Source organism: Vibrio sp. S12_S33 (assembly GCF_963889785.1).
GTDB classification, from domain to species: Bacteria; Pseudomonadota; Gammaproteobacteria; order Enterobacterales; family Vibrionaceae; genus Vibrio; species Vibrio aestuarianus.
On record NZ_CAWPQZ010000007.1, the window covers coordinates 1 to 25,851 of the forward strand.

The window sequence follows — 25,851 nt, forward strand, 5'->3', positions numbered from 1 at the left end:
CAAGATTGAAGCGCCTTGTTCGTAAAACGATCGGTTTTTCAAAATCAGAAGAGATGCATGACAAAGTTATAGGGACGTTTATCGAGCGGGAGTTCTACTGGTAATTCAACTGATTTGAGTCACGACCAGATTTTGAAACCTGCATCTTCAAGTTGAACGGGTATATAAATTATTTATCAAGCATTAATCCTGATAAAAGATGATTTAATAATGAAAAAAAGAAACTAATACCGATGACATCATATAATGCTCTAAAATAAGGTAAACAATGGTAATAAATGTATATTAAACAAATCATTACACCACTAATTAGCGTTGATTGATTTCCAAACCTTAAATACACCCAATAATGAGTTATTACCCATTGGCTTAAATAACATAATTAACAAATAGTACTGTGGCTACTTAAGTAGGGAAAACTCCAGCTAGCCATTAATTAATAGATTAGTAGATGAAAAAAAAGGCTGAACCTTAGTCCAACCCTTTTTATATATTGGTAATGACTTTTTATATTAGCAATAACCGTAATTCATTAAGCGCTGGTAGCGACGTTCTAACAGCGCTTCTTCATTTAGTGGTTGTAAATCAGCTAACTGTTTTAGCAGTGTGGCTTTCATATTCGCCGCCATTTGAATTGGATCGCGATGCGCACCACCTAATGGTTCTTCAATGATCTCATCAATCAGTTCTAGCTCTTTTAAGCGCGGAGCAACTAAGCCCATCGCTTCCGCAGCTTGTGGTGCTTTATCTGAGTCACGCCATAAAATAGAAGCACAGCCTTCCGGCGAAATTACCGAATAGGTTGAATATTGCAACATGTTCACGTAGTCACCCACGCCAATAGCCAGTGCACCACCAGACCCACCTTCACCAACTACATTACAAATAACCGGTACTGTTAAACCAGACATTACTTTTAAGTTTTTAGCGATGGCTTCTGATTGACCGCGCTCTTCTGCGCCCACACCAGGGTATGCACCAGCGGTATCAATGAAGGTGATGATCGGCATTTTAAAGCGTTCAGCCATTTGCATTAAACGCAGCGCTTTACGGTAACCTTCCGGTTTTGGCATGCCGAAGTTGCGTCTTACTTTTTCTTTGGTTTCACGCCCTTTTTGGTGACCAATGACCATAACCGGTTGACCTTCTAAACGGGCAATACCACCAACAATAGCTTTATCGTCAGCAAAAGCGCGATCACCCGCCAGTTCATCAAATTCCGTGAAGACATGATTGATATAATCTAAGGTGTATGGGCGTTGTGGATGACGAGCAAGTTGCGCCACTTGCCAGGCACCTAAATCACCGAAAATTTTCTTTTTCAGTTCTAAGCTTTTCTTTTCTAACAGTTCTATCTCTTTATCTAGATCAACGGACTTATCACCACCATGGCGAGATACGTCACGTAGTGCCTGAATTTTTGCTTCAAGTTCAGCGATTGGTTTTTCAAATTCTAGAAAATTTAGGCTCATCTACCGATCCTTTTTGACTCAGCGTTCAACTCAATGACGCTGAATTTAGTTAAATTCGAGTTCTACCTGGTCGTTCCCAAGTAGCTGTTTCAATTCGTCTAACAATGTATCACTTGGCGTAACACGCCATTGCGTACCGAGCGTTAGCCGCGCTCTCGCCTCTAAGCACTGATAGTATACATTGACAGGTATGGTCCCTGCTCGGTGAGGCTCTAAGATCTGACTAAAGCGCTCAAAAAACTGGTCATCTATTTGCGATTGTTCAATCGATACCGACAGACCACGGGCATATTTTTCACGCGCGCTGCCCAAGTCCATGACTTCGCGCGCCGACATTTTAAGGCCACCATTGAAGTCATCAAAGCTGACCTGTCCAGAAATCACTAAAATTTTATCTTTTTCTAGCAGTTCTGCATACCGTTCTAATGCATCGGAGAATAACATTACCTCCATTCGCCCTGAACGATCGTCTAACGTCATGATACCAATCCGCGTGCCGCGCTTGGTCGTCATCACTTTTGCGGCAATCACTAAACCCGCTAAGGTAACCGATTGATCGCGTCGAGTGGGCGTTGCATCTTTTAATCGACAACTGGTGTACTTAGCCAGTTCCTTAATATGGGCATTTATTGGGTGACCGGTCAAATAAAGGCCTAATGTATCACGCTCTCCCTCTAACCACACTTTCTCTGGCCATTTAGCGACTTGGGTATATTTATGTTCCACTTCTTCTGGTGCATCGGTTAGCACACCAAACATATCCACCTGACCAAACGCTTCAGCTTGGTGATATTGGCTAGCCGCTTTTACCGCGTCATTTAATGATGCCATCATTGCCGCACGGTGTGGGCCTAAGCGGTCTAATGCACCAGCATAAATCAATTTTTCAATGACCCGTTTATTGACTTTTTTTAGGTCAATACGGGCGCAAAAATCAAACAGGTCTTTAAAATAGCCACCCGCATTACGTGCTTCTAAAATCGCTTCAATCGGCCCTTCGCCCACCCCTTTGATCGCACCAATACCGTAAACGATGGCACCGGTTTCATCGACATTAAAGCGGTACAAACCAGCATTTATGTCCGGAGGTAATACTTTTAGGTTCATACGGAAACATTCATCGACCAAGCCAACGACTTTCTCGGTGTTATCCATATCTGCCGTCATTACTGCGGCCATAAACTCGGCTGGATAATGGGTTTTCAACCACAGCGTTTGATAAGAGACTAAGGCATAAGCAGCAGAGTGCGATTTGTTAAAGCCATAACCGGCGAATTTTTCCACCAAGTCGAAGATTTTCATCGACAACTCACCATCAACACCGTTTTTTATCGACCCCTGCTCGAAAATCGCACGCTGTTTGGCCATTTCTTCGGGCTTTTTCTTACCCATCGCACGGCGCAGCATATCTGCACCGCCTAACGTATAACCAGCAAGTACCTGAGCGATTTGCATCACTTGTTCTTGATACAAGATAATGCCGTAAGTCGGGTCTAAAATTTCTTTAAGTGACTCGTGTTGCCACTTTTCGTCTGGGTATGAGATCGCTTCTCGGCCATGTTTACGGTCGATAAAGTTATCTACCATCCCTGATTGCAATGGCCCCGGACGAAATAGCGCCACTAATGCGATGATATCTTCAAAACAGTCTGGTTGCAGGCGTTTGATGAGGTCTTTCATGCCACGTGATTCCAACTGGAATACCGCGGTGGTTTCTGAATTTTGTAACACTCGAAAAGAGGCGGCATCAACCAAAGGAATCGATTCGATGCGAACAGGCTCTTTGCCTTCTCGTTGCAAACGCGGGTTTATCAACCCCAATGCCCAATCAATGATGGTTAAGGTACGCAAGCCCAAGAAGTCGAACTTCACCAGACCCGCGGTTTCAACATCGTTTTTGTCAAACTGCGTAACGGGGAAATGCCCTTCAGCATCAGCGTAAATTGGGGCAAAGTCGGTAATAGTGGTTGGAGAGATAACCACACCACCAGCATGCTTACCCGCATTACGCGTACAACCTTCTAAAATGCGACACTTATCGATGAGTTCTTTGACTTCTTCATCGTTTTCATACAGCTCAGGTAGCGCAGGTTCAGCTTTGAACGCTTTTTCGAGCGTCATGCCCGGATCGGCAGGGATCAGTTTTGAAATGCGATCAACAAAGCCAAAGGGATGCCCTAGGACTCGGCCAACATCGCGAATAACGGCTTTAGCGGCCATAGTACCAAAGGTGATGATCTGTGATACGGCATCACGCCCATACATTTCAGCAACGTGATCAATTACTTGGTCACGTTTATCCATACAGAAATCGACGTCGAAATCGGGCATTGAAACACGTTCGGGGTTCAAGAAACGTTCGAAGAGTAGATCGTATTCCAATGGGTCTAAGTCTGTAATTTTTAGCGCATAAGCTACCAATGAACCAGCGCCTGAACCACGCCCTGGACCAACAGGAATATCGTTATCTTTCGACCACTGGATGAATTCCATCACGATCAAGAAGTAACCGGGAAAGCCCATATTGTTGATCACTTCAAGTTCTATCAGCAGCCGTTCATCGTATTCAGGACGACGTTGAGCACGAACTTCTGGATCGGGAAATAGAAATTCAAGGCGCTCTTCGAGGCCCTGTTTTGATTTCATCACCAAGTATTCGGTTTCTTCCATCCCTTCTGTTGGGAAGGCGGGCAGAAAATATTCCCCTAACCTAACCGTGACATTACAGCGTTTGGCTATTTCAACGCTGTTTTCCAAAGCTTCTGGAATATCAGCAAACAATTCGCACATTTCAGCTTCACTGCGTAAGTACTGCTGAGGGCTATAATTTTTGGGGCGACGAGGATCGACCATGGTGTAACCATCATGGATAGCAACACGAATTTCATGGGCTTCAGAGAATTCTTCAGTTAGGAATACCACTTCGTTGGTCGCAACCACTGGCAACTGCTTGTTTTCGGCTAATTCAAGCGCAAAATGCAAATAGGTTTCTTCGTCAGCTCGGTTGGTTCGGATAAGCTCAAGGTAAAAACGATCCGCAAAGTGGGTTTGATAAAATTCAACACATTTATCGACTAATGCATGGTTACCCTTTAATAGCGCTTTGCCAATTTCACCGTTTTTTGCCCCCGATAGGATGATCAACCCTTCGGCATATTTGATCAACCACGATTTATCAATCACGGGTTGGTGCTGGACATGCCCCCGTAAATAAGCCTCGGAGATGAGAAGGGTGAGATTTTTGTAGCCGACATTGTTTGTCGCAAGCACTGTTAGCTTGGTCAATTCATCAGCAAACTCTTCCGATTGCATAATGAAATCGGCACCGATGATTGGCTTAACACCACAGTTATGCGCCGTGCCGTAGAACTTAACCAAACCACATAAGTTAGTGAAATCGGTCAACGCCATTGCAGGCATGCCCATCTCGGCCACTTTTTTTACAAGCGGTGGCACTTTGGACAAGCCATCGATCATAGAGTAATCACTGTGGACACGAAGGTGGACAAACTTGGGTTCTGACATTCAACTTATCCTAGATGCTAGGTTTGGTTCGATATTTGACGGCTATTCTACGCGAATCTGATTGCGGCTTACACCTCAATCAATGCCGAGTACTCGTTTCACTGGCTTAAAGCTTTTGCGATGTTCGGCAATAACACCGTATTGCTCTATTGCGGCAAAATGCGCTTTGGTTGGGTAACCTTTATGCTGGGCGAAACCAAACTGCGGATGCTGCTCATCTAACGCTTCCATCTCCTGATCTCGCACCACTTTAGCAATAATGGACGCCGCGCTGATTTCGGCTACGCGCATATCGCCTTTTACGACTGCAACACCATCCATCGGTAGCTTAGGTACTCTGTTGCCGTCAATTAAGGCTAAATCAGGCTGTACATGTAAACCTGCAATGGCGCGCTGCATCGCAACCATTGTCGCTTGCAGGATATTGAGTTCATCAATTTCAGCCGGTGAGCAGCGGCCAATTGACCACGCTAGTGCCTTTTGCTGAATTTCAGGGAACAGAGCTAAACGCTTTTTCTCAGAAAGTTTTTTCGAATCATTTAACCCTGCAATAGGGTTGCTTGGGTCAAGAATAACCGCGGCGGTGACGACATCACCGACCAATGGGCCTCGCCCTACTTCATCAACCCCGGCAATCAGATGATACCCTTGAGGATATTCGAAGGGTGGGAATTCTTTTTCTGCCATAGTTATGCTTTTCCTATCAAAGTCAAAACAGCTTTTGCAGCCTGTTTATCGGCATCTTTACGGATCCATTGATGCATTTCAGTAAAGCGTTCAATCAGGGTACTGTTGTCACCACTGAGCATTTTATCGACCTCAGGGTATAAAAATTCTGCTTCGCATTGATCAAGAATAAACTCTTTTACCAGCTCTTCTCCGGCAAGAATGTTTGGCAGTGAAACATATTCGGTAATCGCTAATTTTTGTACTAACCACCCTGTTAGGCGGTTAACTTTATAACCAACAACCATCGGTCTTTTCAGTAACATACATTCTAATGCTACAGTTCCAGAGGCAAGTAATACCGCATCTGCTGCGGTAATTACATTGCGTGCAGTATCTTCAACAATCATAAAATCGAGCTCTGGTGCGGTGGCTTGCCAAATTTCTTCAAATTGCTGTCTACGTTTTGAGTTAACCGCAGCAACCACAAAACCAATATCTGGGTACTTCTGTTTTATTTGACGGCAGGTTTCAATAAAAGGCTTAGCAATTAACCCAACTTCACCACCACGGCTACCTGGTAATACCGCTAACCACTGCTTAGCAGCTTCTAACCGTAATAACTCACGCGCTGCCATTTTGTCAGGCTGAAGAGGAATTGCATCGGCCAGTGTATGACCGACAAATTCACACGCTACTTGATATTTGTCGTAAAACGCTTTTTCAAACGGCAAAAATGCTAAGACTAAATCCGTTGCGGCATCAATTTTAAAAATGCGCTTAGGTCGCCAAGCCCATACTGAGGGGCTGACATAATGAACGGTTTTAATGCCCGCTTTTTTGAGATCAAGCTCTAAGCGTAAATTAAAATCAGGGGCATCAATACCAACAAAGACATCTGGTGGGTTGTCTTTAAAATACTTGACCAGTTGGGCTTTGACCTTGAGCAAGCGCGGTAAACGACCAAGCACTTCAACCAAGCCCATTACCGCTAGCTCTTCCATCTCAAACAGAGATTTACAGCCTTGCGCCATCATTTTAGGACCGCCAATCCCAACAAATTCCGCATTAGAGTATTGCTGCTTTATTGCTTTAATAAAGCCTTCACCTAACGTATCACCGGATAATTCTCCGACAACAATACCAATTCGTAATGGTTTTTCCATTGGATGCATATTCTTTCCTAACAAGATGAGCTCAGCGTAACGGTTGTGCATCTAAAAGACAAAAGATCGCTAAAAAGTAGCGATCTTCAGATAGTTATCGAGATTCGACAAGTAATTAAGGCACGTAGAATTAACGAATAATGCCACGCTCTGTCTGCTGTAACATATCGCAAAGACGCTTGATTGACGGCCACTCTTGCGCCATCTCAAGTAACACTGGTAGCACTTCAGTTTGCGTTTTTCCTGAACGATAAATCTCTTTGTATGCTTTTTGCAGCGCTCGAATTTCTGCTTTTTCAAAGCCATTACGCTTCAAACCAACCAAATTAAGGCCAAATGGTGAAGCATGGTTACCCTGAGCTAATACATACGCCGGTATATCTTGCACTACTGCAGAGCAGCCACCAACGTAAGCGTATGCACCAACGGTACAAAAAGGATGAATCGCCGATAAAGCCATCACTCCGGCATAATCATCAACTGTCACGTGACCACCAAGGATGGAATTATTGCCAATGTGAGTATGGTTACCAACAACAACGTCATGAGCGATATGGGCGTTGACACACAATAGGTTATCATTACCGACAACAGTTTGCGTTTTATCTTGCATCGTACCGCGATGAATTTGCACCGCTTCGCGGATAACATTGCGGTCACCGATAATTACGCGGGTATCTTCACCACCGTATTTTTTATCTTGGTTCTCTTCACCGATCACCGCATGTGGAAAAATGCGATTGTCTTCACCAATAACGGTATTACCTTTGATGACGACATGTGACATCACCTCGGTGCCTTGCCCAATACTCACGCCTGATGTGATGTAAGTAAAAGGCCCAATCGTTACATTCGCACCGATGATAGCACCGTCTTCAACCACCGCACTTGGGTGGATTTGTGCAGTTTCGTGAATCATATTAAAACTCTCTACGAGCACATTTTAGCTCAGCAGAACAGACTACTTCGCCATCAACTTTCGCCACACCATTGAATAGTGCAATACCGCGACGTTCTTTTAAAAATTCAACTTCAATAATCAGTTGATCGCCAGGACCAACAGGTTTGCGGAATTTTGCCTTATCAATACTGGCAAAATAATACAACTCATTTTCTTTTGGTGCACCGAAGGTTTTAAACGCTAATAAGCCAGTTGCTTGAGCCATCGCCTCAAGAATCAAAACACCAGGAAAAACAGGCAACTTAGGGAAATGACCAGTAAATTGAGGTTCATTCACTGAAACATTTTTTAGACCCACCAAGTATTTACCTTCATCAAAGTCAATAACTCGGTCAATCAACAAAAATGGGTAGCGATGAGGAAGTAGCTCCTGAATTTCAGTGATGTTCATCGTTTTCTTTTCAGTAGTCAAAGTCATATTCCTATACAGTAAAACTTCAAAAAATTATTCAGCATTATAGACGAAAAAGGCTCGCAATTGGCGAGCCTTTTTCGAAATAGTGGAATTATGATTCCGCTTTTTGCTCTAGCTGCTTTTCTAGCGCTTTAAGGCGCTTATTCATATCATCAATACGATGAACGCGAGTCGCTGTTTTTCGCCACTCTTTATTGGGTTGCAACGGTATTCCTGAGGAGTACATGCCTTTCTCTGTGATACTGCGCATGACCATACCCATGCCTGTAATCGTTACGCCATCAGCCACTTCAATATGACCATTGATCACCGTACCACCACCGATAATGCAGTATTTACCAATTTTGGTACTCCCCGCAATGATGGTACCACCAGCTAAAGCAGTACCATATCCGATGTGCACATTGTGTGCGATCTGTAATTGATTATCGATAATCACATTATCTTCAATAACTGTATCATCCAACGCACCGCGGTCAATGGTGGTACAAGCACCAATTTCAACACGGTTGCCAATGCGAACAGAACCGATTTGCGGAATTTTAATCCATTCACCTTTCTCATTAGCATAGCCAAAACCGTCAGAACCAATAACAGTACCGGACTGAACTAAACACGTACTACCAATTTGAACTTGATGGTAAATACTGACGTTAGCCCACAACTTGGTGTCGCTACCAATTTTAGCATTTTTGCCAATGAAGCATCCTGCGCCAATTGAAACGTTATCACCAAGCTCAGCGCCTGACTCAATCACGGCATTAGCCCCAACCGAAACGTTGTGACCCAACTTTACATCATCGGCAATGATTGCTGAGGCTGCTATTTCATACGCTGGTTTAGGTGTGATATCCAAGGCTTGTGCGACTTTAGCAAAAGCAACGTATGGGTCATTCACAACCAAAACGTTAGTTTTACACAGCTCACGCTCAGAAGCCTTCACCATAATCACGCTAGCTTTGCATTCACCAAGGTGCTTACTGTATTTTGGATTAGACAGAAAAGTCACATGACCTTGCTGCGCTTTGTCCATTGGTGCGACTGCAACAACAGTCGCAGAGTCATCCCCAAACGCTTCTCCGCCGGTGATGGTTGCCAATTCGGCTAAAGTCAGTTTTACCATAATAGTATTATTTTAGTTGCTTAATTACTTTCTCAGACAAGTTGTAGTCCGCTTTACCATATTGCATGGCTTGTACATCAACAACGATATCGTAACCTTCTTTCTCAGCTACTTTCTGTACGGCTTCTTGGATCACCATAAACAGTTTTTGTTTCTCTTCCGCTTCGCGACGAGCTGATGCTTTTTCTAGTGCTTGAGCTTTGATTTTGTACTTACTGTCAAGTTGACCGATCTCGATGCGTAGCTTCTCAACTTCATCTTGACCTAGTAGTTCACCATCACGCTTCAACTTTTCGATTTTAGTCTTAGCTTCAGCTTGAATCGTTTGTAGCTCTGCCGCCTTATCTTTAAACTCTTCCTGCAACTTTTGCAAAACGACTTCACGTTGAGGTAGAGCTTGGAAAACTTGCGCAGTATTTATATAGCCAACTTTTTGCGCTGCCTCAGCTGCTTGTGCAAAGAAAGAAGAACTTAGTACTACAAGGCTTACACTAGCCGCTTTAATGATTTTATTCAAAATATTTTCCTTTGTTAGAAGGTTCTACCAATAGTGAAAGTGAAGAATTCTTCGTCGTCACCTTCATAAGATTTAATCGGTTTAGCAAGAGAGAAAACCAGAGGCCCCATCGGTGACATCCACTGTAATGCTACACCATAAGATGAACGGTAGTTCATCGGGTCAGAATAATCATAATAATACTCGTCACCATAACTTAATTTAGTGTTTTGGTAATCAAATTCGGTATCCCAAACGCTGGCCATATCGTAAAAAATACTGGTGCGAATTTGGCTACGATAGTCGTCTGAAGTAAATGGTGTCGGCACGATCAACTCGATACTTGCCAGCGCAATGGCATTACCACCAACGGAATCATCCGTTGCCGTATAACAACGGTTGTTACCGCCATTATTACCATTACAACCCGTGGAGTCATTATAAACAGCCTTTGGACCTGCCGAGTTTGAACCAAAACCTCTAAGGGTAGTGAAACCGCCCGCGTAGTAGTTTTCATAAAATGGGAAGAGGTTATCTTGGCCATCGGTTTGACCATAGCCATTACCATAACCTAAACGACCTCTTAGTAAGAGACTAAATTCATGCTTTTTCGTCAATGGGTAATACTGACGAATATCATACTGTACTTTGAAATACTTGACGTCTGAACCTGGTACAGTCATTTTATAGAACGCGCGCTGATGATTACCCGCCGTTGGGAAAATACCGCGGTTTAAGTTATTACGAGTCCAAGAAATATTGAGGTCAAAGTCATCGGTAATTAGGTTACCGTCCTCATTACGATTGCTCGCTTGAGACTGCAAGAATTGGCTCACTTGAACATATTCATCAATATTACCGATGTTGTTATGTGTATACCCAATACTAAATTCAAAACGATTGAGCTCATCAAATGGGAAGCCCCAAGTTAGGTTTGCTCCATAACTTTCGTTGGTATAGTCAACAATACCGGCCTCTGATGCTTCAAATTGGTTGTAGAAAATTTTACCGCCTAAACTGACACCATCAAGGTTCCAGTATGGGTCTCGATAATCTAAGCTAATGTTCCTTTGGTAGTCATTCATCATGGCATTAATACCAACACGATTACCAGAACCAATAAAGTTATCCTGTTGCAGACCAACCTGGAAACTAATACCAGATTCAGTACCGTAACCAACACCAAAGTTTACACTGCCTGAGTTTGCCTCTTTAACGTTGTAAACTAAATCAACTTGGTCTTCACTACCAGGAACACGCACCGTTTGGACATCAACTGTTTCAAAGAAACCTAAACGATTCAAGCGCCCTTTACCAGTATCAATCGCTTTTGAATTGAGCCAGCTTCCTTCTATTTGACGCATTTCTCGGCGCAACACTTCGTCCTTGGTTGAGTTGTTACCCACAAAACGAATATCACGCACATAAATACGATGTCCAGCTTCAACGTTGACAACCAAAGATACTTCTTGAGTTTCATCATCGAATTCAGGAATGCTTCGCACTTGTGGGTAAGCGTAACCCGCTTCTCCAAGTACGCGCTTTATATCTTCTTCTAATCTCGTCAGCAATGACCCGTTATACGTTTCACCTGCAGCAAACGGAACCATCGCTTCAAACTCAGCTTCTTTACCTATTAATTCCCCACGGAACTTGACGTCTTTGACTTGATAAGGTTTGCCTTCGTTGATCCCTAACGTGATGTAAACACCTTTCTTATCTGGCGAAATAGCCACTTGTGTGGAATCAACCTGAAACTTTAGATACCCACGATCAAGGTAAAAAGATCGCAATGCTTCGATATCTGCGGCCAATACTTGCTTTTGATATTTGTCATCAGCAAGGAAATTCCACCATGCAATATCAACATTTAAGTTAAAGCGAGAAAGCAGTTCTTTATCAGTGAAAACTTCATTACCAATAAAGTTGATTTGCTGAATTTTCGCTGAAACCCCTTCAGTGAAAACAAATTTGAGGTCAGCACGATTACGCGGCAGAGGCGTTATAACCGCCTTAACGGTTGCGTTGTATTTGCCGACGCTGTAGTAAAAATCTTCCAGTCCTTTTTCGATATTGCTCAAGGTAGTGCGATCTAACGCCTCACCAATTCGAATATTGGAAGCATCTAAGTTTTGTTGTAATTGCTCTTCCTTGATAGCTTTGTTACCAGAGAATGAAACACTGGCAATAGTTGGGCGTTCTTTAACTTGGACGATAAGAACGTTGTTATCTCGTAGTACTTGGACGTCTTCAAAATTACCTGAGGCATAAAGCGCTTTGATAATATCCGCAACATCTTGTGCATCAACCGTATCACCAATTCGAACTGGCATTTTGAGTAATGCAGCACCGAGCGCAACACGCTGAAGACCTTCAATTTGTATATCTTGGACTACAAAGTTCTCAGCACTATTCGCGGAGAGACTTGTTGCTAATAATGTCGCGAAAAGGATCTGTTTCATTGCCATATTTATTCTTGTTATTCCTTGCTACTACCTTTGCCTAGTGCTTATCAATCACAGGCGAGTAAAATCATTAAATATTGCTACAGCCATCAAAGAAAAGATGATCGCCCCACCAATACGGTATCCCATCTCTTGAACCTTTTCAGGGACTGGACGGCGAATAATCGCTTCAATTACAAAAAACAGTAAATGCCCACCATCTAGCATTGGTAAAGGTACAAGGTTAATAATCCCTAAGTTGACGCTGATCAACGCCAGAAAACCTAAGAAGTAAACTAAACCGTAATCCGCTGTTGCTCCTGCACCTTTCGCTATCGAAATAGGTCCACTAAGATTGTTCAGACCCACGTCACCCACCACCAATTTTTTCAACATGTTGATGGTCAAACCAATCACTTGTTCTGTTTTTTCAACCGCTCTACCGATTGATTCAAATACACCATATTGAAGCTCAAATCGATAACTTTCCGGCCATTCTGCGACTTTAGGAGCGATTCCAGCAAAACCAATCGTTTTACCTTGCGGTAACTCGCGAGTATCCGGTATTAGCTTAACTTCAACAGGTTGACCATCTCGCTCAACCGTCAGATCAATAGCCCGACTAGGATTGCTTTGAATTAACTCTACCACCTGTTGCCATTGTTCTATTTTCGCACCATTGACTTGAATAAGCGTATCACCAACTTGTAACCCTGCTTTTTCACCGGCCCCACCTTGAGACACGTTGGTCAAGGTATGTGAAATCTCAGGCACGAAAGGTTTAAAACCTAATGCTCCCATAGCAGACTCTGTTTCTGGGTTAAAGTTCCAAGAATGCAGATCTAAAGTTTTGATTTCTTCAAGGCCAATTCTATCGCTAGAACTGACGGTCAGGGTTAATTGCTCATCACCAATGTGGCCAATAAGGCCCATATTCACAGATTCCCAATCTAACGTTTCAACGCCAGAAACCGCTTGAATCTGCATACCTGATTCAAGGCCTGCTTGTGCGGCGATTGATTGAGGGGTGATATCGCCAATGACAGGTTTAACGGCTGGTACGCCAATTAAAAACACCAACCAGTAAGCAAAAATGGCGAAGAAGAAATTAAAGGCAGGTCCAGCGCCAACGACTGCGGCCCTTTTCCATAACGGTTTTTGATCAAAAGCAAAAGGTTTTAATTCCGGAGCTACGTCATCAACTCGGCTATCAAGCATTTTGACATAACCACCTAAAGGGATCACTGACAGGCTGTATTCAGTACCGTCACGAGCGACACGGCTCCAGATCGATTTACCAAAACCAATAGAGAACTTTTCGACTTTGATCCCACAGCGGCGCGCAACCCAAAAATGACCGAATTCATGAACGGCGACAAGTATGCCTAATGCAATGATAAAGGATATAAAATTCCATAAAATGCCACTCATGATAAACGCTCTTTTATTGTTTGGTAGGCAAGATCGCGAGCCATTCTATCTAGCTCTAACAAGCTTTCCAAGTCATAGGAATATAACTGGGTATGTGTTGCACACACTTTTGACAATACGCGTTCATTAACCCGTGCTATATCGGTAAATCGAATTTGCTTATTCAAAAAAGCGTCAACCGCAATTTCATTAGCGGCATTGAGTGATGTGGTCGCATGCTGACCTTGATAACAAGCATCGATGGCTAAACCTAAGCATGGGTAACGGTCATAATCGACGTCCATAAAACTCAGCTCGGATAGCTGAGTGAAATCAAGTGCTGGTACACCAGCATTAATTCGCTGAGGATAAGCAAGCGTTAAGGCTATTGGGGTGGCCATATCTGGCTCACCCATTTGTGCTAATACTGAGCCATCACGGTATTGCACCATAGAATGAATAACCGACTGCGGGTGGATCAGTACTTTTAACTGCTGCTGTGATGCATTAAAGAGCCATTTGGCTTCAATGTACTCCAACCCTTTGTTCATCATAGTTGCCGAATCGACAGAAATTTTTGGCCCCATTGACCAATTAGGGTGTGCGATAGCTTGCTCTGGGGTGACATCGGCTAATGCATTCAAATCACTGTATCGGAAAGGACCACCAGAGCCTGTCAGCAATATGTGTTGAATACCATGTGCTTGCAAATCACAACGACCAAGTTTGGTCTGTATTTCAGAGGGTAAACATTGGAAAATCGCATTGTGTTCACTGTCCACTGGCAATAATTCAGCGCCATATTGTTCAACGGCATCGATAAACAGTTGGCCAGACATCACCAACGCTTCTTTATTCGCTAACAGAACCCGCTTACCAGCTTTTATCGCCGCCATAGTAGGCAATAAGCCTGCCGCACCAACAATCGCGGCCATGACAGTATCAATTTCATCTAGGGCTGCGACATCACACATCGCCTCATCACCAAATAGCACTTGAGTGTTGAGATTGAGTGATTTTAACTGAAGCGATAACTGGTCTGCTGCAGTTTGAGTCGCCATAACCGCGTAAGTAGGATGCCACTGCTGACATAACTCACGCATTTTATTGACGTTACTTCCTGCCGCTAACGCAACGACAGAGAATTGCTCAGGGTTTTGAGCAACAACTTTTAGCGTACTCGCACCAATTGAACCTGTTGCACCGAGAATCGTTAACTTACGCATAGCAAAAACCGTGAAGTAAGCATAAGGCAAGCATATTTGCCCCATGCATTAGAAAATAAAATACAGAAGAGCAAAAATAGGGAACGCAGCAGTAAGGCTATCAATGCGATCCAAGACACCACCGTGCCCAGGAATAATATTGCTGCTGTCTTTAATTCCAGAAACACGTTTAAACATGCTTTCAACTAGATCGCCTAATACTGAAATAACCACGGTGAATAGTGTTATCACCACCATCGATACTGGGCTTGAAAATTCAATATTAAACAAATCTGCCGTGAACCACGCGACGATAAGAGCGGTAATAACCCCACCGATCAAACCTTCAATGGTTTTATTTGGGCTGACGGCTGGCGCCATTTTGCGCTTACCAAAACTTTTCCCGGCAAAGTAAGCGCCACTGTCAGCGGCCCAAACGATCAGGCAAACGAACAGCACTAATTTTGCACCGTGGTAAGGATCACTCGAAAAGGATTCTGCGCGTAGAAATAACACACTCCAGAAAAAAGGGAGTAAGGTAAGCACACCAAATAGATGTCTCAACGTCTTGGAGTTTTCCCACCACGAACGAGACTTCGGATAAGTAATAGCTAAGAAGCTCGAAAACAGCCACCAAACCGCGCCGATACCAAGAATCAGATAATGGATGCTCGCCATATCGTTTAGGCTGGTTACATCAGGAGAAACGAGTACGTAACTGGCAGCGCCAACGACTACGGTAGGAATAGCCGCTAAGTATCTCGATTTAGCATCGACAAACTGAGTCCATTCCCATACACCAATTATCGCGACGACAGCCAAAGCGGCCATAAACAGGGGAAGCGACAGTTTAAAAATCCCTAGTATCACCAGTGGGGCTAAAATGAGCGCTGTGATAATTCGTTGCTTCAAACTAATGGATCCTTTATTGCTGTTCCATCAATGCCTTGATTTGCTCACCAGTACAGCCAAAACGGCGCTCACGATTAACAAACCAAGTCACTGCTTCAATTAAACTTTCTTCGCCAAATTCTGGCCAGTAAATAGGAGTAAAATACATCTCGGCGTAGGCTAACTGCCAGAGCATAAAGTTACTGATACGACATTCACCACTGGTACGAATGAGCAGATCAACCTCCGGCAAATCAGACATGGTTAACGACTGAGTGATTAAGCTCTCGTCAATCTCTTCCGCAGTCAATTCTCCATTGGCCACTCTGGTGGCAATATTGCGCATAGCTTCAGTAATATCCCATTTACCGCCATAGTTTGCAGCGATATTAACCACCATGCCACTGTTTGACGCCGTTAGTGTTTCCGCTTGAGCTATTTTAGCCTGCAAACGTGAACTAAAGCGTGTCTTGTCGCCAATCACTCTTAAACGCAAATTATTTTTATGCAGTTTTTTTACTTCCGTTGATAATACAGAAATAAATAACTCCATTAACACTCCCACTTCCTCTTGCGGACGTCGCCAGTTTTCACTGCTAAATGCAAACAACGTTACCGCTTTGATACCTAACTTAGCCGAAGTTGAAATGGTTTTTCTGACCGCTGCAACACCATTTTTATGACCAAAAACACGCGGCTTACCTTGAGCTTTCGCCCAACGGCCGTTTCCGTCCATAATGATAGCAATATGTTGAGGTAATACATCGGAGCTGAGTGATGGATTTTGCATAAGAGATTAATTGATTACCAAACTGAAAGGGCAAAATAGCATAAAAAACGCTGCACTGTGAGTACAGCGTTTTTTGAAGGGGTAAAGTTATTAAACTTCCATTAACTCTTTTTCTTTAGCGGCAAGAACATCATCAATCTTCTTAATGGCTGCATCCGTTAGTTTCTGGATGTCATCTTGCGCTTTGCGATCTTCATCCTCTGAAATTTCTTTGTCTTTCAACAGACCTTTCAGATCACCATTAGCATCACGACGAATGTTACGAACAGCAACACGACCGCCTTCAGCTTCACCGCGTACAATCTTAACTAGGTCTTTACGACGTTCTTCAGTCAATGGTGGAAGTGGAACGCGAATAACGGTACCTGCTGACATAGGGTTTAGACCTAGGTCAGACATCAGAATTGCTTTTTCAACTTTCTGTGTCAGCTCTTTATCAAATACAGTAATAGCAAGCGTACGTGCATCTTCTGCTACCACGTTACCTACCTGATTCAACGGTGTTGCTGAACCATAATAATCGACAGAAATACCTGAGAGTAAACTTGGGTGAGCGCGACCAGTACGTACCTTAGAAAGGTTGTTTTTCAGGGCTTCTACGCTCTTATCCATACGCTCTTGAGCGTCTTTCTTGATTTCGTTAATCACAATATCACCTTAATTCTTATCTGTTTGGAGTGATTATTCAGCAGTGCTAATTAGCGTGCCTTCCGCTTCACCCATTACCACACGACGTAATGCGCCTGGTTTGTTCATATTAAATACGCGGATTGGCATTTTATGGTCACGCGCAAGTGTGAACGCTGCCAAGTCCATAACTTTTAACTCTTTTTCAAGCACAGTTGTATAAGACAGCTTATCATACAGTTCTGCGTCAGGGTTTGCCACTGGGTCTGCACTAAATACGCCATCTACTTTTGTCGCTTTTAGAACTACGTCTGCTTCAATCTCAATACCGCGCAAACATGCAGCAGAATCAGTGGTGAAGAATGGGTTTCCAGTACCTGCTGAGAAAATAACCACTCGACCTTGACGCAATTGGCTAATCGCATCGGCCCAGTTGTAATCATCACAAACGCCTTTAAGAGGAATAGCCGACATAACACGAGCGTTCACGTAAGCACGGTGCAGAGCATCACGCATTGCTAAGCCGTTCATAACTGTCGCAAGCATACCCATATGGTCGCCAACAACACGGTTCATGCCAGCTTCAGCTAGACCTGCACCACGGAATAAGTTACCACCACCGATAACAACGCCAACTTGAACACCCAGTTCAACCAGTTCTTTTACTTCCTGAGCCATACGGTCAAGTACCGTAGGATCAATACCAAAACCTTCTTCGCCTTGTAGCGCTTCACCGCTAAGTTTTAACAGGATACGTTGATATGCTGGTTTAGGGTTCGTAGTCATGAAGCTTACCTTCCAATAGAGAGTTGTCGATTAACGGTCATGGTTTGAAACTAAAGATCGAATTCCAAATCATCACAATTAATCTCAAGCTGCTATTCGTAAAAAGACCGCAGCCTTGGCTACGGTCTTTTTTTAGGCAAAATCGCTAGGATTAACCTTTTTGAACCATTGCAACTTCTTCAGCGAAGCTTAGTTCTTGAGCTTTCTCGATACCTTCACCAACTTCTAAACGAACGAAGTTAGTTACTGTTGCGCCTTTAGCTTTCAGCATTGCGCCAACAGTTTGAGAAGGATCCATGATGAACGCTTGACCTGTAAGAGACACTTCACCAGTGAACTTAGTCATGCGGCCTTCAACCATTTTCTCAGCGATTGCAGCTGGCTTACCAGATTGCATTGCGATTTCGATTTGAATTTCACGTTCTTTAGCAACAACGTCAGCTGGTACATCTTCAGGATTAACGTACTCAGGCTTAGCAGCAGCAACGTGCATTGCTACGTGCTTGATAGTTTCTTCGTCAGCATCGCCAGCAACAACAACACCGATACGGTCGCCGTGACGGTATGAACCCACTTTAGCGCCTTCAATGAATTGAACGCGACGGATAGTGATGTTCTCACCAATTTTAGCAACTAGAGCGATACGTGCTTCTTCAAACTTAGCTTGAAGTGCTTCGATATCCAGACGCTCAGTAAGAGCAACGTCTAGAACTTCATTAGCAAAAGCTAGGAAGCTAGAATCTTTAGCTACGAAGTCAGTTTGGCAGTTTACTTCTAGAAGCGCAGCAACGCCGTCAGCGCCTTTGATAAGGATTGTGCCTTCAGCTGCGATGTTACCAGCTTTTTTAGCTGCTTTAGCCGCACCGCTTTTACGCATGTTTTCAATCGCTAGTTCGATGTCAGCGTTTGCTTCAACAAGTGCTTTTTTACATTCCATCATACCTGCGCCAGTACGCTCGCGCAGTTCTTTTACTAGAGCAGCAGTTACAGTTGCCATTCTCTATTCCTCAGTTGATTCTGGTGGTAAAAATCAGGGGCCGATTGTTTGGCCCCTGATGCTAACTATAACTTAGTCAATGCATCAATCGTGTGACACATAGACGACTAAGCGTGACTCAGAGCCGCTATTATTCAGCTTCTACGAAACCGTCTTTTGCAGCAGCAATTGCAGCTGCATCTTTGTTACGACCTTCGTTAACCGTTTCTGCAACAGCGTTTAGGTAAAGCTGAATTGCACGGATTGCATCATCGTTACCTGGGATAACGTAGTCAACGCCGTCTGGGTTAGAGTTAGTATCAACAACAGCGTAAACTGGGATACCTAGGTTGTTTGCTTCTTTAACTGCAATGTGCTCGTGATCAGCATCGATTACAAACAGTGCGTCAGGTAGACCGCCCATGTCTTTGATACCACCAAGAGATTTCTCTAGCTTCTCCATTTCGCGAGTACGCATTAGAGCTTCTTTCTTAGTTAGTTTATCAAAAGTACCGTCTGTAGATTGAGCTTCAAGCTCTTTTAGGCGCTTGATTGACTGACGAACAGTTTTCCAGTTAGTTAGCATGCCGCCCAACCAGCGGTTGTTAACGTAGAATTGGTTGCTTGCGATAGCAGCTTCTTTAACAGCTTCAGATGCAGCGCGCTTAGTACCAACGAAAAGAACTTTACCTTTTTTCTCGCCAACTTTGTGTAGCTCAGCTAGAGCTTCGTTGAACATAGGTACAGTTTTTTCTAGGTTGATGATATGAACACGGCTACGAGCACCGAAAATGAATGGCTTCATTTTTGGGTTCCAGTAACGAGTCTGGTGACCGAAGTGAACACCAGCTTTTAGCATGTCGCGCATTGATACAGTTGCCATTTTAAAATCCTCTATGGGGTTAGGCCTCCACATCCCCCATGAATCCGACCCCTAACATCTATCCACTTAATGTAAATAGTTTTACTGTTGGAGCACCCCGGAACACGTGTCGGAATGTGTGTGATTTAAAGATAATGTGAGTGGAATGAATATGGGTTTCGCCAAAAATGGAGAAAACACACTTCGATTCCGGCGCGCTTTATACCATATTTAAGCCTTATCTGGCTAGAAAAAAATCCCTATGTGCTTGTACACGTCTTATTCATTTTATGAAAACAAGTCTTACTTACAGAAAGGGACTTCTTGCGATTCACCGACGCACTGCTAGAATAACGCCCATTAGCACACGCTGTGCAAAAGAATGAATTAGAGAAAGCCGATGTCTGTAAAAATAAAAAATGCTGAAGAAATAGCGAAAATGCGTGTAGCGGGTAAGCTGGCTGCTGATGTTCTAGAAATGATTGAACCTCATGTGCAAGTTGGTGTAACAACCGAAGAACTCGACCAAATTTGCCACAAGTACATTACTGAAGTTCAGCAAGCAATCCCTGCGCCACTGGACTATCACGGTTTTCCTAAATCAATTTGTACTTCCATTAATCATATTGTCTGTCATGGCATTCCAGCCTCTCAAGACGAGCAGTACGGTCAACTACAGCGCCCTGCGGTTCTAAAAGATGGCGATATCGTCAATATCGATATTACCGTTATCAAAGATGGTTACCACGGTGATACCTCTAAAATGTTTCTAGTCGGTGAAGTTTCACCTTCTGACAAACGCTTATGCCTTGTGGCACAAGAGTGTCTTTACATTGGCATGAAAAAAGTTAAACCAGGCGTTCAGTTAGGTGAAATTGGTACGGCGATAGAAAAGCACATTAAAACCAACAATAAAAATAATCCTCGCTTGAAGCTTTCTATTGTTAAAGATTACTGTGGGCACGGTATCGGCTCTGAATTCCACGAAGATCCACAGGTTGTGCATTATAAAAATGGCGACAGAACCGTATTACGTGAAGGTATGATTTTCACCATTGAACCAATGATTAATGCAGGTAAATTTGGCTGTCGCCTTGATGAAGAAGATAACTGGACAGTTTATACCGCTGACGGCAAAAATTCAGCTCAATGGGAACACACTATTTTAGTGACAGCAACCGGCTGTGAAGTACTTACGCTACGTGCAGAAGAGTCGATTCCTCGCTTAATGAATAACGCCTAATCACTCGGTTACGAATATCCCTGCTCGCAGGGATATTTTTTTATCGGTAACGATTTGATACAGTCTCTCCACGTTGTGAATTTTCACTAGCATGGATTGCCGTTATGCCTTTTCAGTCACCACTGACCTTCTCCGATTCACAGATCACGATCAGTGAACTCAAACAACAGCTTGAACATTTTACCGGCTACCAGAAAAGCGAATTTCTAAATCACCATCCAGTGAACGACTTAGTGCTTGGTCGCTCTGAGTACATGGACCAACTGCTTTATCGCTTATGGGAATACTTTGAGTTTAATCAACTTGTTGATATTAGCTTAGTGGCGGTTGGTGGCTATGGCCGTGGTGAACTTCATCCACTTTCTGATATTGATATTCTCGTTGTTTCAAAAACAACCTTGCCAGCAGAGCTTGGCCTCAAAATCAGCGAATTCATTACGCTATTGTGGGACTTACGCTTAGAAGTAGGTCATGCCGTTCGCACAGTTAAAGAATGCGCAGACATTGGGCGTGAAGATTTAACCGTAGCGACAAACCTGCAAGAAGCTCGCTTGTTATGTGGCAGCAACGACACCTTTCATCATTTAAAAATGCAAATCCACTCCGAGTCATTTTGGCCCAGTGAAACCTTTTACCGAGCCAAAATTCAAGAGCAGAGAGACCGCCACGCACGCTATCACGATACGACTTACAACCTTGAGCCTGATATCAAATCAACTCCGGGCGGTTTAAGAGATATTCATACATTAAGCTGGGTTGCGAGACGCCATTTTGGTGCTACCTCATTATTGGAAATGAGCCACTTTGGTTTTTTAACTGATGCAGAATACCGTGAATTGGTGGAATGCCAAGATTTCCTATGGCGCGTACGATTCGCGCTACACATTGAGTTAAAACGCTATGACAACCGCCTCACTTTTGCCCATCAAGCTCAAGTAGCCGAGCACTTAGGATTCACTGGTGAGGGCAACCGCGGTGTAGAAATGATGATGAAAGAGTTCTATCGCACACTACGCCGTGTTGCTGAACTAAACAAAATGTTACTGCGTTTGTTTGATCAAGCCATCCTCAATAACGGTGAGGAGATACCTGCTATCATTTTAGATGACGATTTTCAACGTCGCGGCAACTTGATTGAAGCACGTAAACCTGCTCTTTTCCAAGCTCGTCCAGAAACAATTTTGGATATGTTTATTCATATTGCCAATGACTCGACCATTGAGAGTGTTGCTCCTGCAACGATGCGCCAATTGCGTACTGCTCGTCGTCGCTTGAACAAATTCCTACACACGATTCCCGAAGCTCGTGAAACCTTCATGGCGTTAGTACGCCATCCCAATGCACTGCATCGTGCATTTAGCTTGATGCACAAATTAGGGGTACTTGCAGCTTATTTGCCACAATGGAGTCAAATTGTCGGACAAATGCAATTTGATCTTTTTCATGTTTATACTGTTGATGAACACAGTATTCGTTTGCTCAAGCACATCAATACTTTTAGCCATGCCCAAAATCATGACAAGCATCCGATTTGCTGTGAAGTCTACCCTCGCCTTCAGAAAAAAGAGCTACTGATCCTCGCCGCGATTTTCCACGATATTGGTAAAGGTCGTGGTGGTGACCATTCTGAAATTGGTGCAACCGAAGCGTACAATTTTTGTATTGAACATGGTTTATCCAAACCAGAAGCCAAACTTGTGGCTTGGTTAGTGCAAAATCACCTTTTGATGTCGGTCACCGCTCAACGGCGTGATATTTATGACCCAGATGTCATCACAGAATTTGCCAAAAAGGTCCGTGATGAAGAGTATCTAGAACATTTAGTGTGCCTAACCGTAGCCGATATTTGCGCAACAAACCCAGAGCTCTGGAACAGTTGGAAACGCACGTTATTGGCTGAACTTTTCCATTCAACGCAACGTGCATTACGCCGTGGCTTAGAAAACCCCGTCGATGTCCGTGACCGAATTAGACACAATCAACAACTGGCGTCAGCATTACTGCGCAAAGAAGGTTTTAATGCACGAGAAATCGAAGTGCTCTGGCAACGGTTTAAAGCTGATTACTTCTTACGCCATACCCACAAGCAGATCGCCTGGCACTGTACACACTTACTGCGTCATGAAGACTCAAGCCAACCACTCATTCTGCTTAGCAAAAAAGCAACGCGAGGTGGCACCGAAGTTTTTGTGTACACCAAAGATCAACCAGCCGTATTCGCCACCGTAGTGGCAGAACTTGACCGACGTAATTTAAGTGTCCACGACGCACAAATCATGTCGAGTAAAGATGGCTATGTACTCGATACATTCATGGTTCTAGATCACAACGGTGAAGCAATTGATGAAGATCACCATGATTTTGTTATAGAAAATCTGCTTAATGGTCTGAAAGCAGGTTGGCAAGATAAATTGAAATTACGCCGTACACCACGCAACTTACAACATTTTAAAGTAAAGACCAGAGTCGATTTCTTACCAACAAAAAGCAATAAGCGCACCTTAATGGAATTTGTTGCACTTGATACACCGGGGTTACTCGCAACGGTTGGTCGCACGTTTACCAATTTAGATATTCATTTGCATGGGGCAAAAATCACCACCATTGGCGAGCGAGCGGAAGATTTATTCATTCTAACAAGCTCTCAAGGAGGAAAATTAAGCGAAGAAGAGGAATTAAGTTTACGCGAAACGCTAATAAAAAATGTCTCTGAACTTGCGCCAAATTAAAAGGAGGCGGAAAGCGATCTTGCCCACAAGTTGAGGTATTGATGGGGTTAGGAACTATCTAGCGATGATTTAGCCTGCTACATTGAAACAGGTCGTTGATGTGTCACATAAAATAATAGAGGTCGCTTATGTTTCCATACCTCATAGGTTTAGGTATTCAAGATCCTAAACAAATTGAGCGCTATTCACTTCGTCAAGAAGCACATAAAGATGTGTTAAAGATTTACTTTCATAAACAGAAAGGTGAGCTTTTCGCTAAAAGCGTAAAATTTAAGTACCCCCGACAGATAAAAAATGTCTTAGTCGACAGTGGTAGTCATCAGTACAAAGAAGTTACCGAAATCAACCGTAACTTGACGTTAGTAATTGATGAACTGAACGAGATAACGAAACCAGCACCACAGGCCGAGATAGACCTTAAGCAAAAAATACTCACTGATCTGCGTCATTTAGAAAAAGTTGTCTCCAGCAAAATTTCTGAGATTGAAGCCGATTTAGAGAAGCTTAAATAACACCCAATTTATAACCAAGAAAAAGGTTCCATAGGGAACCTTTTTTGTCGCCTTTTTTAAAGCCACCCGGCATAGAACCCCACCCAATACAGTGCAATTGCCGACATCAACCCGGCAACAATATCGTCAATCATGATCCCTAACCCACCATGAACTCGCTTATCTAACCAACCGATAGGCCAAGGTTTCACCATATCGAAAAAGCGAAACAGCATAAAACCGGTGACCAGCCATTTCCAATCGAAAGGGGATAAATTAAACAATGGCACCACCAACATGGTTATCCAAAAACCAGCAAATTCATCCCAAACAATGGAGCCGTGATCATGAACCTGCATATCATCAGAGGTCACTTGGCAAATTTTAATGCCGACCAAACAGGTTATCACTACGACGCTGGCATATAACACGATAGGTAACTGCACAAGCAGTAAGTAAAAAGGCACACTCGCCAATGTTCCCATTGTACCGGGTACTACAGGCGATAGACCACTGCCAAACCCTGTAGCTAAAAGGTGCCACGGATTTTTCAATGAAAGACGAGATAACGGATTGGTCATAAATTCACCTTAAAATGGTCATAGCCATTGAGCTGCCAATTAAGCACTTTACCTTGATGATGTAATTCAAATGTACCTTGTGGACGAATCTGTCCAATACAACTCACTTTACAACCACAATGAGCGAGCGCACTTTCAATGGATCCTTTGTTTTGTTCTGGAACGGTAAAGCACAGTTCGTACTCTTCACCACTGGTCAACGCATAATGCTGCGCTGTTTCAAGATTGTCGGCAAACTGCAACAGCTCTTGTGATAAAGGTAATTTTGCAACATCAAGGCTGACGCCAACCTGAGAGTGTTCGAGAATATGTTTGATGTCTGAAATCAGACCGTCAGAAATATCAATGGCTGCTGAAGCCAAATTCAGCAATGCCTGACCTGCCAGTATCCTCGGTATCGAAAGATAGTGGCGCTTTTCCAACTCAAGCGCAAATGGTTTAGCACGTAACGCATTGTTGAGAATAACATCCAACCCCGCCTTGCTATCACCAAGATCACCAGTGACATATACCCAATCGCCCACTTTAGCACCGCTGCGAAGTAACGCTTGTTCTTGAGGAACAAAACCCTGCACCGTAAGCGTTAAACTTAATGGCCCTTTGGTGGTGTCACCACCAATCAGTTGGATATTGTAGTAATTGGCAAGTTCAAAAAAAGCATCGCAAAATGGCTTGAGCCATGCTTCATCGGGATTTGGCATCGTGAGTGCAAACGATACCCAAGCGGGTGTTGCTCCCATTGCAGCAAGGTCACTGATATTAGAAGCCAGCGCTTTATGTGCGACCCAAGCAGGGTTCGCATCTATCAAAAAATGGGTACCCGCCACCAAAGTATCAGTACTGATCGCAATACGAACATTTTCAGGCGGTTTAACTAATGCGCAGTCATCACCTAAGGCGAGAAATACGTCTTTACGTTGCGGTTGACGGTTAGAAAAATAGCGATTAATTAAATTAAATTCACCGGACATGCCAAGTTTCCTGCCCTTATT

At 43.5% G+C, this 25,851-nt stretch carries 23 protein-coding genes; 4 read left to right on the forward strand and 19 right to left on the reverse strand.

Features of this window, described 5'->3' with window-relative positions; translation table 11 throughout:
• Positions 1-104 (forward strand): IS1 family transposase (locus tag AACW06_RS05025; protein WP_238336641.1); only part of this gene is annotated, 104 nt, incomplete at its 5' end.
• Positions 105-512: 408 nt separating this feature from the next.
• Here the strand turns inward: AACW06_RS05025 and accA are convergent.
• The 17 genes from accA to rpsB form a co-directional block, all read right to left on the reverse strand.
• Positions 513-1,472 carry an acetyl-CoA carboxylase carboxyl transferase subunit alpha gene (accA, locus tag AACW06_RS05030; RefSeq protein WP_053310933.1) on the reverse strand — a complete coding sequence of 320 codons (960 nt, stop codon included), beginning with the start codon at positions 1,470-1,472 and terminating at the stop codon, positions 513-515.
• A 45-nt stretch (positions 1,473-1,517) separates the two neighbouring features.
• A complete protein-coding gene (dnaE, locus tag AACW06_RS05035) occupies positions 1,518-4,997 on the reverse strand; it encodes a DNA polymerase III subunit alpha (protein ID WP_192074260.1) in 3,480 nt (1,159 codons plus the stop codon).
• 75 nt (positions 4,998-5,072) lie between these two features.
• Positions 5,073-5,684 carry a ribonuclease HII gene (rnhB, locus tag AACW06_RS05040; protein ID WP_192074261.1) on the reverse strand — a complete coding sequence of 204 codons (612 nt, stop codon included), beginning with the start codon at positions 5,682-5,684 and terminating at the stop codon, positions 5,073-5,075.
• 2 nt (positions 5,685-5,686) lie between these two features.
• The gene (gene lpxB, locus AACW06_RS05045) at positions 5,687-6,838 is read right to left on the reverse strand and encodes a lipid-A-disaccharide synthase (protein ID WP_192074262.1); all 1,152 of its coding nucleotides are present in this window, start codon (positions 6,836-6,838) and stop codon (positions 5,687-5,689) included.
• Between the two features lie 121 nt (positions 6,839-6,959).
• Entirely contained in the window at positions 6,960-7,748 is a 789-nt protein-coding gene (lpxA, locus tag AACW06_RS05050) for an acyl-ACP--UDP-N-acetylglucosamine O-acyltransferase (protein WP_192074263.1), read from the reverse strand.
• A 1-nt stretch (position 7,749) separates the two neighbouring features.
• Complete coding sequence (fabZ, locus tag AACW06_RS05055) at positions 7,750-8,181, reverse strand: 3-hydroxyacyl-ACP dehydratase FabZ (RefSeq protein ID WP_171375422.1); 432 nt, start codon at positions 8,179-8,181, stop codon at positions 7,750-7,752.
• A 115-nt stretch (positions 8,182-8,296) separates the two neighbouring features.
• Positions 8,297-9,328 carry a UDP-3-O-(3-hydroxymyristoyl)glucosamine N-acyltransferase gene (gene lpxD / locus AACW06_RS05060; RefSeq protein WP_192074264.1) on the reverse strand — a complete coding sequence of 344 codons (1,032 nt, stop codon included), beginning with the start codon at positions 9,326-9,328 and terminating at the stop codon, positions 8,297-8,299.
• A gap of 7 nt (positions 9,329-9,335) precedes the next feature.
• Positions 9,336-9,845, reverse strand: a complete 510-nt coding sequence (locus AACW06_RS05065; RefSeq protein WP_192074265.1) for an OmpH family outer membrane protein — start codon at positions 9,843-9,845, stop codon at positions 9,336-9,338.
• Between the two features lie 14 nt (positions 9,846-9,859).
• The gene (gene bamA / locus AACW06_RS05070) at positions 9,860-12,292 is read right to left on the reverse strand and encodes an outer membrane protein assembly factor BamA (RefSeq protein ID WP_192074266.1); all 2,433 of its coding nucleotides are present in this window, start codon (positions 12,290-12,292) and stop codon (positions 9,860-9,862) included.
• Positions 12,293-12,340: 48 nt separating this feature from the next.
• Positions 12,341-13,699, reverse strand: a complete 1,359-nt coding sequence (rseP, locus tag AACW06_RS05075) for a sigma E protease regulator RseP (protein ID WP_192074267.1) — start codon at positions 13,697-13,699, stop codon at positions 12,341-12,343.
• A complete protein-coding gene (gene ispC, locus AACW06_RS05080; protein WP_192074268.1) occupies positions 13,696-14,904 on the reverse strand; it encodes a 1-deoxy-D-xylulose-5-phosphate reductoisomerase in 1,209 nt (402 codons plus the stop codon). The genes rseP and ispC overlap by 4 nt, the downstream gene beginning before the upstream one ends.
• A 48-nt stretch (positions 14,905-14,952) precedes the next feature.
• On the reverse strand, positions 14,953-15,795 hold the full coding sequence (locus AACW06_RS05085; protein WP_192074269.1) for a phosphatidate cytidylyltransferase: 843 nt from the start codon (positions 15,793-15,795) through the stop codon (positions 14,953-14,955).
• A gap of 13 nt (positions 15,796-15,808) precedes the next feature.
• Positions 15,809-16,564 carry an isoprenyl transferase gene (locus AACW06_RS05090; RefSeq protein WP_192074270.1) on the reverse strand — a complete coding sequence of 252 codons (756 nt, stop codon included), beginning with the start codon at positions 16,562-16,564 and terminating at the stop codon, positions 15,809-15,811.
• A 90-nt stretch (positions 16,565-16,654) separates the two neighbouring features.
• Positions 16,655-17,212: a ribosome recycling factor gene (gene frr / locus AACW06_RS05095; protein WP_053310921.1), complete on the reverse strand. Its 558-nt coding sequence runs from the start codon at positions 17,210-17,212 to the stop codon at positions 16,655-16,657.
• Positions 17,213-17,245: 33 nt separating this feature from the next.
• Positions 17,246-17,977, reverse strand: a complete 732-nt coding sequence (gene pyrH, locus AACW06_RS05100) for a UMP kinase (protein WP_053310920.1) — start codon at positions 17,975-17,977, stop codon at positions 17,246-17,248.
• Positions 17,978-18,128: 151 nt separating this feature from the next.
• On the reverse strand, positions 18,129-18,974 hold the full coding sequence (gene tsf / locus AACW06_RS05105) for a translation elongation factor Ts (protein WP_192074271.1): 846 nt from the start codon (positions 18,972-18,974) through the stop codon (positions 18,129-18,131).
• A gap of 130 nt (positions 18,975-19,104) precedes the next feature.
• On the reverse strand, positions 19,105-19,836 hold the full coding sequence (gene rpsB / locus AACW06_RS05110; RefSeq protein WP_053310918.1) for a 30S ribosomal protein S2: 732 nt from the start codon (positions 19,834-19,836) through the stop codon (positions 19,105-19,107).
• 379 nt (positions 19,837-20,215) lie between these two features.
• On the opposite strand from rpsB, the gene map reads away from it, so the two are divergent.
• The 3 genes from map (at position 20,216) to AACW06_RS05125 (ending at position 24,299) form a co-directional block, all read left to right on the forward strand.
• Positions 20,216-21,058: a type I methionyl aminopeptidase gene (map, locus tag AACW06_RS05115; RefSeq protein ID WP_192074272.1), complete on the forward strand. Its 843-nt coding sequence runs from the start codon at positions 20,216-20,218 to the stop codon at positions 21,056-21,058.
• A 104-nt stretch (positions 21,059-21,162) separates the two neighbouring features.
• Positions 21,163-23,787: a bifunctional uridylyltransferase/uridylyl-removing protein GlnD gene (glnD, locus tag AACW06_RS05120; RefSeq protein ID WP_192074273.1), complete on the forward strand. Its 2,625-nt coding sequence runs from the start codon at positions 21,163-21,165 to the stop codon at positions 23,785-23,787.
• Between the two features lie 128 nt (positions 23,788-23,915).
• Complete coding sequence (locus AACW06_RS05125; protein WP_192074274.1) at positions 23,916-24,299, forward strand: DUF3461 family protein; 384 nt, start codon at positions 23,916-23,918, stop codon at positions 24,297-24,299.
• A gap of 56 nt (positions 24,300-24,355) precedes the next feature.
• On the opposite strand, the gene pgpA is transcribed toward AACW06_RS05125, so the two are convergent.
• On the reverse strand, positions 24,356-24,859 hold the full coding sequence (gene pgpA, locus AACW06_RS05130) for a phosphatidylglycerophosphatase A (protein WP_192074275.1): 504 nt from the start codon (positions 24,857-24,859) through the stop codon (positions 24,356-24,358).
• Positions 24,856-25,830, reverse strand: a complete 975-nt coding sequence (thiL, locus tag AACW06_RS05135) for a thiamine-phosphate kinase (protein ID WP_192074276.1) — start codon at positions 25,828-25,830, stop codon at positions 24,856-24,858. The genes pgpA and thiL overlap by 4 nt, the downstream gene beginning before the upstream one ends.
• Positions 25,831-25,851 lie beyond the last annotated feature (21 nt).